The organism is Thermomicrobiales bacterium, from assembly GCA_041390825.1.
Lineage (GTDB): Bacteria > Chloroflexota > Chloroflexia > Thermomicrobiales > UBA6265 > JAMLHN01.
In genome coordinates, this window is record JAWKPF010000062.1 from 1 (window position 1) to 8,157 (window position 8,157).

At 62.1% G+C, this 8,157-nt stretch carries 8 protein-coding genes; 5 read left to right on the top strand and 3 right to left on the bottom strand.

The annotated features are described in order from the left end of the window. The 4 genes from R2855_19485 to R2855_19500 form a co-directional block, all read left to right on the top strand. On the top strand, positions 1-629 hold a 629-nt coding region (locus R2855_19485; GenBank protein ID MEZ4533186.1), incomplete at its 5' end, for an AAA family ATPase. Between the two features lie 35 nt (positions 630-664). Then, positions 665-1,897: an FIST N-terminal domain-containing protein gene (locus R2855_19490; protein ID MEZ4533187.1), complete on the top strand. Its 1,233-nt coding sequence runs from the start codon at positions 665-667 to the stop codon at positions 1,895-1,897. 18 nt (positions 1,898-1,915) lie between these two features. Continuing rightward, positions 1,916-2,542: a LysE family transporter gene (locus tag R2855_19495; protein MEZ4533188.1), complete on the top strand. Its 627-nt coding sequence runs from the start codon at positions 1,916-1,918 to the stop codon at positions 2,540-2,542. Positions 2,543-2,545: 3 nt separating this feature from the next. Then, positions 2,546-3,247, top strand: a complete 702-nt coding sequence (locus tag R2855_19500; GenBank protein ID MEZ4533189.1) for a phenylalanine--tRNA ligase beta subunit-related protein — start codon at positions 2,546-2,548, stop codon at positions 3,245-3,247. A gap of 45 nt (positions 3,248-3,292) precedes the next feature. Here the strand turns inward: R2855_19500 and R2855_19505 are convergent, their stop codons facing one another. Together R2855_19505 and R2855_19510 are read right to left on the bottom strand one after the other, a co-directional pair. Next, the gene (locus R2855_19505) at positions 3,293-3,874 is read right to left on the bottom strand and encodes a YqhA family protein (protein ID MEZ4533190.1); all 582 of its coding nucleotides are present in this window, start codon (positions 3,872-3,874) and stop codon (positions 3,293-3,295) included. A 50-nt stretch (positions 3,875-3,924) separates the two neighbouring features. Beyond that, the gene (locus R2855_19510; GenBank protein ID MEZ4533191.1) at positions 3,925-5,061 is read right to left on the bottom strand and encodes a mandelate racemase/muconate lactonizing enzyme family protein; all 1,137 of its coding nucleotides are present in this window, start codon (positions 5,059-5,061) and stop codon (positions 3,925-3,927) included. Between the two features lie 336 nt (positions 5,062-5,397). Here R2855_19510 and R2855_19515 point away from each other — a divergent pair, with 336 nt between their 5' ends. Further along, entirely contained in the window at positions 5,398-6,990 is a 1,593-nt protein-coding gene (locus R2855_19515) for an amidohydrolase (GenBank protein MEZ4533192.1), read from the top strand. 77 nt (positions 6,991-7,067) lie between these two features. Here R2855_19515 and ispH read toward each other — a convergent pair. After that, a partial coding sequence (gene ispH, locus R2855_19520) for a 4-hydroxy-3-methylbut-2-enyl diphosphate reductase (GenBank protein MEZ4533193.1) occupies positions 7,068-8,157 on the bottom strand: 1,090 nt, incomplete at its 5' end.

Consider the following 8,157-nt stretch of genomic DNA (forward strand, 5'->3'; position numbering starts at 1 on the left):
TATCGCTGCCGGGAATTGGATCGGACAATCCCGACCGCGACCCCACTTTGGTGCATGGGCGCGCGCTCGCCGAGGCGATCCGGCTACGCTGGGCACTACGTCACCCGCACCGCGGATATTTCTTCCGGGCGGAGGACTTCTTCGGGTTCACCAAGCGAATGGATCAGCTGAAAGCCGAGTTGCTGGCCGAGGCGGCGGAAATGCGCAATGACCGGACGAGCTCGGAGTTCGCGCGGAACCTTGGCGCAGGAGTGATTGCCGGGCAGGCGCGCGCGATCGAGCAGCAATACGGCGCCAGTGGTCTCGATGCCGCGTCCCACGGCGAGCAGTTTCTCGATCTCTTTTCCGCGCGATGCCGTCCGGGAGGTATCTATCTGATGGACGAACCGGAAGCTCCGCTTTCCCCGGCCCGCCAACTGACCTTCCTCTCGATGCTGCGCGCGATGGCCGAAGATGGCTCGCAGTTCATCATCGCAACGCACTCTCCCATGCTGCTGGCGCTGCCCGGAGCGGCGATTCTCAGTTTCGACGGAGGCGCGATTCGCCCGGCCAGGTACGACACGCTGGAGCATGTGCAGATCATGCGTTCATTTCTGGACGATCCGGAGGCCTACCTGCGCCATCTTTAGGTGGCGGAGCCCGTGGGTCTGGTAGGCTTGCCGCCATGAGCGCACACGGCACCTCTCCAGCTTCGCAGTCTCACGATCCGGCCCCGCAGGGACCAACTCGCCAGGCAACGGCGCGTTCGTCGGTGGGCATCAGCCGCGATTGGCGGATGGCGCTCGACATGGCGTTGGATGGGATTCGCGATGTCGTGCCAGATGCGATTTTCGCCTTTGCATCCGCATCGTTCGACGAAGACCTGCCGTCGATCTCGGAGGCGATTTGGCATCACGCGGGTTCGATGATCGTCGTCGGGTGTTCCAGTAGTGGCGTCATCGGACGTGGCGCGGAAATGGAGCACGAACCGGCGATCTCCCTGCTCGCCCTGGAGTTGCCGGGTGCGATCTTGCGTCCCGTTCGTTTCACTCAGGGAATGCTCGAGGAATCGCGTGGCGGCAATCTGGCCGATCGGCTTGGCGTCGATCCGGCGCTCGTGAACGGCTGGACTGTGCTCGCCGATCCGTTTCGCATGGATGGCGCGCTGCTCGTCGACCAGCTGAACTCCGCCTATCCCGGCTTGCCGGTGATCGGCGGTTTGCTGGCGCCGGGTCCGGGACAGCGGCAAACCTGGGTCATGCTCAACGGCCGGATCTACAACGATGGCGGGGTCGGCCTATCGATCGGTGGCGCCTACGATGTGCTGCCAATCGTTTCACAGGGATGCGAGCCAATCGGTGAGCCCTGGACGATCACGGCTGTCGATGAAAAATGGATCGAAACGATCTCGAATCGGCCAGCTTTGCAGATGTTGACCGACACGCTTTCGACCCTGCCGGGCGAGATTCAGCAAGAGGTGCGCGATCACCTCGTCGCGGGGTTGGCTGCCAACGAGTATCGCGAAACGTTCGGGCGAGGAGATTTCCTGATACGCAACATCATCGGGATACGGCGGGAATCGGGCGCTATCGCGTTGGGCGCCAGACCGCGAGTGGGCCAGACGATTCAGTTTCAGCTGCGCGACGCCGCCACGGCCGATCTCGATCTCACTGCCACTCTGCTCGAGGCGCATCTCCGGCTGGGAGGGCGCGATCCGATTGCCGGGTTGCTGGCCTCGTGCAATGGCCGGGGGACCGGTATGTTCGATGTACCCCATCACGATGCCGCGGCAATCGAGCGCCGTTTCCCCGGATTGCCACTGGCCGGTTTGATCGCGGCGGGCGAGATCGGCCCGGTGGGCTCCAAAACGTTCATTCATGGCTTTACGAGCAGTCTTGGGCTGATCGTTCCGGCTTGACAAGAATCGAGGAGAACCGTGCGCGACGCGTTGTTCATCCCGTTGTTGTTGGGTTTGGCCTATGCGGCAGCACCCGGCGTGGTCAACACCGAATGCCTCCGGCGGGGAGTGAGCTTCGGTTTTCGGCCAGCGTTCCTGGTGCAACTCGGCGCGTTCGCCGGGAGCGGGGCATGGGCGGTGTTGGCGTTTTCCGGGTTGGCCGCGCTCTCGAGCGCGGCGACCGTGCTCGACGTGATCGGCCTGATGGGCGGCCTCTTTCTGTGCAAGATCGCCATCGACGCGTTTCGCACTGCCTTGCACGGGCGATCCGCTACCGAGCGCTCCAGTGAGGCGAGCGCGTTGCGCACCGGCCTCATCTTTGGGCTGGCAAACCCCGCCGCGTTGCCATTCTGGACCGGGATTGGCGGTGGGATGTTGGCAACGCACGGCGAGCCAACCTTCGCAACGACCATCGAGTTTCTGGCGGCATTCCTGATTGGGACCCTGGCCTGGGCGATCGGTTTCTGCGCGCTCGCCAGCGCGGGACGAAAATATGCGCGCCCCCGCGTCTTTCAAGCCATCGATGCTGTCTGCGGGACGATCATTGGTTTCTTTGGTGTGCGGCTGGTTTGGGCATCGGCTCGCCGGCTCGTTCGTGTGGTGTAAGGCATGACGTCTTTCCGGCTGGAGCGAGATTTCCTCGAGCTCTTTCCAAACGCGACGATCGCGATAGCAGTGGTGCGCGGTGTCGACAACATGGTCGACGATCCCGAGATCTGGCCGATGCTGGACGTGGAGATCGAACGGGCGGCGGCCCTGGTCGGCGCGGGCGAGATCAGCCAGCATCCGGCAGTGGCTCCCTGGCGAGCGGCCTTCGCCCGGTTTGGCGTGAAGCCGTCGAAATACCGGTCGTCGATCGAGGCGATGCTTCGTTCCGCGCAGTCAGGGAGATTGCGGCCCATCAACCCATTGGTCGATCTCTACAACGCGATCTCGTTGCGCCACCTGCTTCCGGTGGGTGGAGAGGACTTGGCAGCCATCGTTGGGGATGTGCGTCTGACGCGAGCGCACGGGGACGAGGAGTTCACCCCGTTGGGCTCTGAAGAACCGGAGACACCGCCGCCCGGCGCCGTCATCTACCGCGATGACGATTCTGTGATCTGTTCATGCTGGAACTGGCGTGAAGCCGAGCGAACGATGCTCACACCGGCTACCAGGGACGCCGTGCTTGTGATCGAGTCGATTCCGCCGCTGGACCCACTGGCGACGCGGATCGCGATCGACGACCTGGCCGCGCTGGTGACCCGACACCTGGGCGGAACAGCCGAGGTGTCGATCCTGAATGCCGAGCGACCGATCGTCGAGCTGTGACCGCCAGCCAAGGACCCCAAGGCCTCGATTGACGTTTCGCTTGATCTACTCTTGCTCGATTGCCGATGTGGCCTTCTCCAGCGCCCGTTCTTCCCGAAGAAGCCTGACTTCTTCCTGAATGGAGTCATCGACTGCTTTGAGCAAGATGACCAGCGCAGCAAGCACGATACCGACGGCGATACCGAGATAGACGATGTCTTTGCCGTCTGACCACTCGGCCACATTGCTGAGAAAGTTCACTCCCAATACGACGCAGATCACGCCAATGATGCGGTGTTTCAACTCGTCGAGGGTATGAATCTTGAGCCAGGAGGGGAGGGTCGTCTTCTCGTCGATGAAGAGCTGATAGAGTCCGAGCGCGACGATGAGCAGGATGACTCCGATCAGGAAGACGTCGATGAGCTCGATGAATTCGATCGAGAGTTTTTCTTCGCGCGCGTCGGTGAGGTCACGACTCGAGATGAGGTCCCAGATGACCGCCAACACCCGCAGGAACCCATAGATGATGAGCGTGAACGCGGCCAGCAGCGAACCGATCACCGCCAGGATGATCATCGAAGGAGAGAGATCGAAGAGGCGCGACATCCAGAAGCGCACGATTTCCATGATCTGCATTGGGTGCGCCATACCTCCCGCGTTGGCCGGCCGGTCGCCGATGGACTGGGAGCATCATACCGTCAAACGAATGAACCCTCGCCTGCCGCGACCTGCCGCATGATGTCGATGAGAGCGCCCTTTTCCTCGAACCCGATGCCGGGGCTTTGCGGGAGTCCGACCATTCCATGCTCGACCCGGATGCTGTCCGCGAATCCGCCAAACGGCTGGAAAACGCCCGGATAGCTCTCATTTCCGCCGAGACCAAGTCCTGCCGCCATGTTCAGTGACATCTGGTGTCCGCCATGCGGCACGATGCGGGTGCGTGACCAGCCATTGGCTTCCACCATTTCGATAGTGCGCAAATACTCGACCAGGCCATAGGAAAGCGCGCAGTCGAACTGGAGCCAGTCGGAGGATGGATGCATACCGCCGTAGCGGATGAGATTGCGCGCGTCCTGCATCGAAAAGAGGTTCTCCCCGGTTGCCATGGGGTTGGGATAGCGTTGCGAGAGTTCTGCCTGGAGCGCGAAGTCGAGCGGGTCGCCAGCCTCCTCGTACCAAAAGAGATCGTAGGGCGCGAGCGCATCGGCATAGGCGATCGCGGTTGGGAGATCGAAGCGGCCGTTCGCATCGACTGCAAGGTGGGATCCGTCGCCAACGACCTCGAGCACGGCTTCGATTCGCTCCAGGTCCCTGGCGAGCGGGACGCCACCGATTTTCATCTTGACGACTTCGTAGCCAAGATCGAGATAGCCGCGCATTTCTTCACGAAGCTCTGGCAGGCCCTTTCCCGGCGCATAGTAGCCCCCGGCTGCGTAGACCCATACGGGCTCGTGGACCGTTCCGCCGTTGTACCGATCGGCCAACAGACGGTAGAGCGGCACGCCCTCGATCTTGGCGACGGCGTCCCAGACGGCCATGTCGATGGTGCCGACCGCGACCGAGCGTTCCCCGTGGCCACCGGGTTTTTCGGCAGCCATGAGCAGCGACCAGATCTTTCGCGGATCGAGGTTTCCACCCGATTCGTCGATGATGGCGGCCGGCTCGGCCTCGAGCAGGCGCGGAACGAAGCGCTCGTTCAGCAAGCCAATCGGAGCGTAGCGGCCGTTCGAGTTGAACCCGTATCCGACGACGGGCTCGCCCTCCCGAATGACGTCGGTGATGATGGCGACCACGGCCGCGTCCATTTTGCTGAAGTCGATGTAGGCATTGCTCATCGGCGAGCTTATCGGAACAGACGCAACGCGAATGTCGGTAATCTTCATTTCGTTCGGTATGCCCCTGGAATGGTCTGCGATCGATTCTTCGATAGCCACCTTCGAGCCATCGTCGTTTGAGATTATCCCGCACGCGAACGTGCCAATCTCATGCCCATTGGACCGCTGCAGATCTCTTGAGGAAGCAACGGACACGTTGGGTCCCTGAGTGTCGATGTTCTCGCTCCGGGGTTGGGCAGTTTCTGAGATCATGATCAACGTTCTGGAATCGCCGCGTCCGAACAATGAGGTGTCGCGGTCGATTATTGCTCATTGCTTCCAAGGAGCGTCACGAGAGTGTCCGCAGATTTCATCTTTCGCAATGGACCGATCATCACAATCGACCCTGCGGCACGAGACGCCGAAGCAGTTGCGGTTCAGGGCAATCGAATCACCCGTGTCGGAACCCTTGACGTGGTCCTGGACGAAGCGGGACCAGGCACGAAGACGATCGATCTCGCAGGCCGAGCGCTCCTGCCGGGTCTGAACGACAACCACAACCACCCGATCTATTTTGGGCAGGGATTGAGCCAGATCGACGCTTCGCCCGGCGCGGCTCCCACCTTGGCAGCACTGCAAGACGCCTTTCGCACACGAGCCGATGAGCAGCCCAGCGGCTGGCTGATCGCCCGGGGCTATGACGATTCCCGCCTCGATATTCACCGGCACCCGACCCGCCATGAGTTGGACGAAGCCACGGGTGGACGTCCCGCCTATCTGGTGCGTACGTGTGGACACCTCGCAGTGGCGAACTCGGCAGCGCTCGGGCTGGCCGGGATAACGGCGGACACGCCGGATCCGGTTGGCGGCCAGATCGACCGCGACGAGCATGGCGAGCCGATTGGCTTGCTGCGTGAAACCGCAATGAAGCTGGTTTCAGATCAGATCGCGGCGCCGACGACCGATGACATGAAGGACTACTTGCGCGCAGCTGGCAAGCGATTCAACGAATACGGCATTACCAGCGTCGGCGAAGCGGCGATCAGCAACTCTCGGCAGTTCTCCGCGTATCAAGAGCTCGCCCGCGATGGCGAGTTGCCGATGCGCACCTTCACCATGATGTTGATCGACGACACGCTGGACAATCTGGAGCATCTTGGTGTGCAGACCGGATTCGGCGATGCCTGGTTCCGCATCGGGCCGGCAAAGGTGTTCCAGGACGGCTCGGGTGGTGGACGAACTGCGGCCATGACCACCGAGTACCGGAACGATCCCGGCAATATGGGGATCACGATCTATGACCAGGACGGTCTCAACGAACGGTTCACCCGCGCCAACGCGGCCGGTTTTCAGATGGCGGCGCATGCCATTGGTGATCGGGCAATCTCGATGATCCTGACGGCCTACGAGACCGCGTTGGCGGCGAATCCGCGTTCCGATGCGCGCCCGCGCATCGAGCACTGCGGGATGTGCACGCAGGAGCATCTGGATCGCATGAAGAAGATCGGCGCGCTGGCGATCCCGCAGCCATCCTTCATCTACTACCTCGGCGATTCCTACATCGAGAACTTCACCGAGGACCAACTGGCGATGGCCTATCCTGGGCGCTCGTGGTTCGACCAGGGGATCGTGGCGGTGGGAAGCTCGGATGTCCCGGTCGTTTCCTGCGACCCGTTCGTCAATCTTCGCTCTGCGGTCACGCGCCTGACCCAGGACGGCCAGTACATGGGCGGCAATCAAGGCGTGACGATCGACGAGGCGCTACAGATGTTCACCATCAATGGCGCCTTTGCCTCGTTCGAGGAAGCGATCAAGGGAAGCATCACCGAAGGCAAACTGGCGGACCTGACGGTGTTGAGCGCTGACCCGCGCAAGGTCGAGCCGGAGGAACTGAACACCCTTCGAGCGGAGCTGACGATGATCGATGGACGGGTGGTGTTCGAGCGGTAGGGGGAGCCAGGCAACAGGCCAGAGGCAAGAGGCAACAGTTTGGAGGCATCCTGGGAAGGATGCCTGGGGATTCGGGCCTAGTACGCCGGGACGTAGTCGGGGTCGACGGCGCGGATGCCGCCAGCGGGTGGGGTGAAGCCGAACTCGGCGATGGTGTCCACCACTTGCTGGATGACCTGATCCGGTGTCGATGCACCGGCGGTAACGCCAACGGTGGTCTTGCCTTCGAGCCATTCTGCCTGAATGTCTTCCGGCCGCTCGATGTGATGACTTTCGACCCCCATGTGCGACGCCACTTCGGCCAAACGGGCGGTGTTGCTGCTCTTGCGGCCGCCGATGGCGAAGACGACATCGCAATGGTCGCGGTCGATCAGGCGTTTGAGCGCGTTCTGGCGTTCACTCGTGGGTTCGCAAATCGTATTGCAGAGCCGGAATTCGCCGCCGAGCGGCACCACCATCGCCTGTAGCTCCAGGGCGAATACCATCAGCTCGTCAACGTTCTTGGTGGTTTGACTGACGAGCGCAACCTTGCGTGGCGGCGCAATCTTGCCTTCGCCTTCTTCACCTCGCTTGGCGTTCCATGGAAGATCCTCGATGTGCTTGGCGGCCACCGACTTGCTGGTGGCGGCCCAGCCGAGCACACTCTTGACTTCCGGATGATACGAATCGCCATAGACGACAAGGAAATATCCCTGCCGGACGAGTTTCTGGGCGAGGCGCTGCACCTTGGTGACGAGCGGACAGGTGGTATCGATCAACTCCAGGTGCGCTTCGGAGGCCTGCTGCGCCAGGTGCGGCCCCATGCCATGCGCGGTGATCGCGACCCGTTTGAACCCTTCCCGGGCGGCAGCGTCGACCGATTCCGCGCCGACCACGCCGCGCTCCCGCAACCGTGACACGACCTGGGGATTGTGGATGATGTCACCGATGGGCGCGACGGGCGCGGTGGGGTCGGCAGCGTCTTCGATGATATCGAGCGCCCGGCGGACGCCCCAGCAATAGCCGAGCTCATCGGCGACGACAATGCGCCGTTCGGCAGCGGATTCAGAGGGAGGCGAGACGGTCAATTCCAAACTCATTTCGGTGGGGTCATTGCCGGGAACGCTCGTTGCGCTCGACCGGTACCTGTCGACCGGAAAGTATAGCGGTTGCTCTGGTTCACCGAAG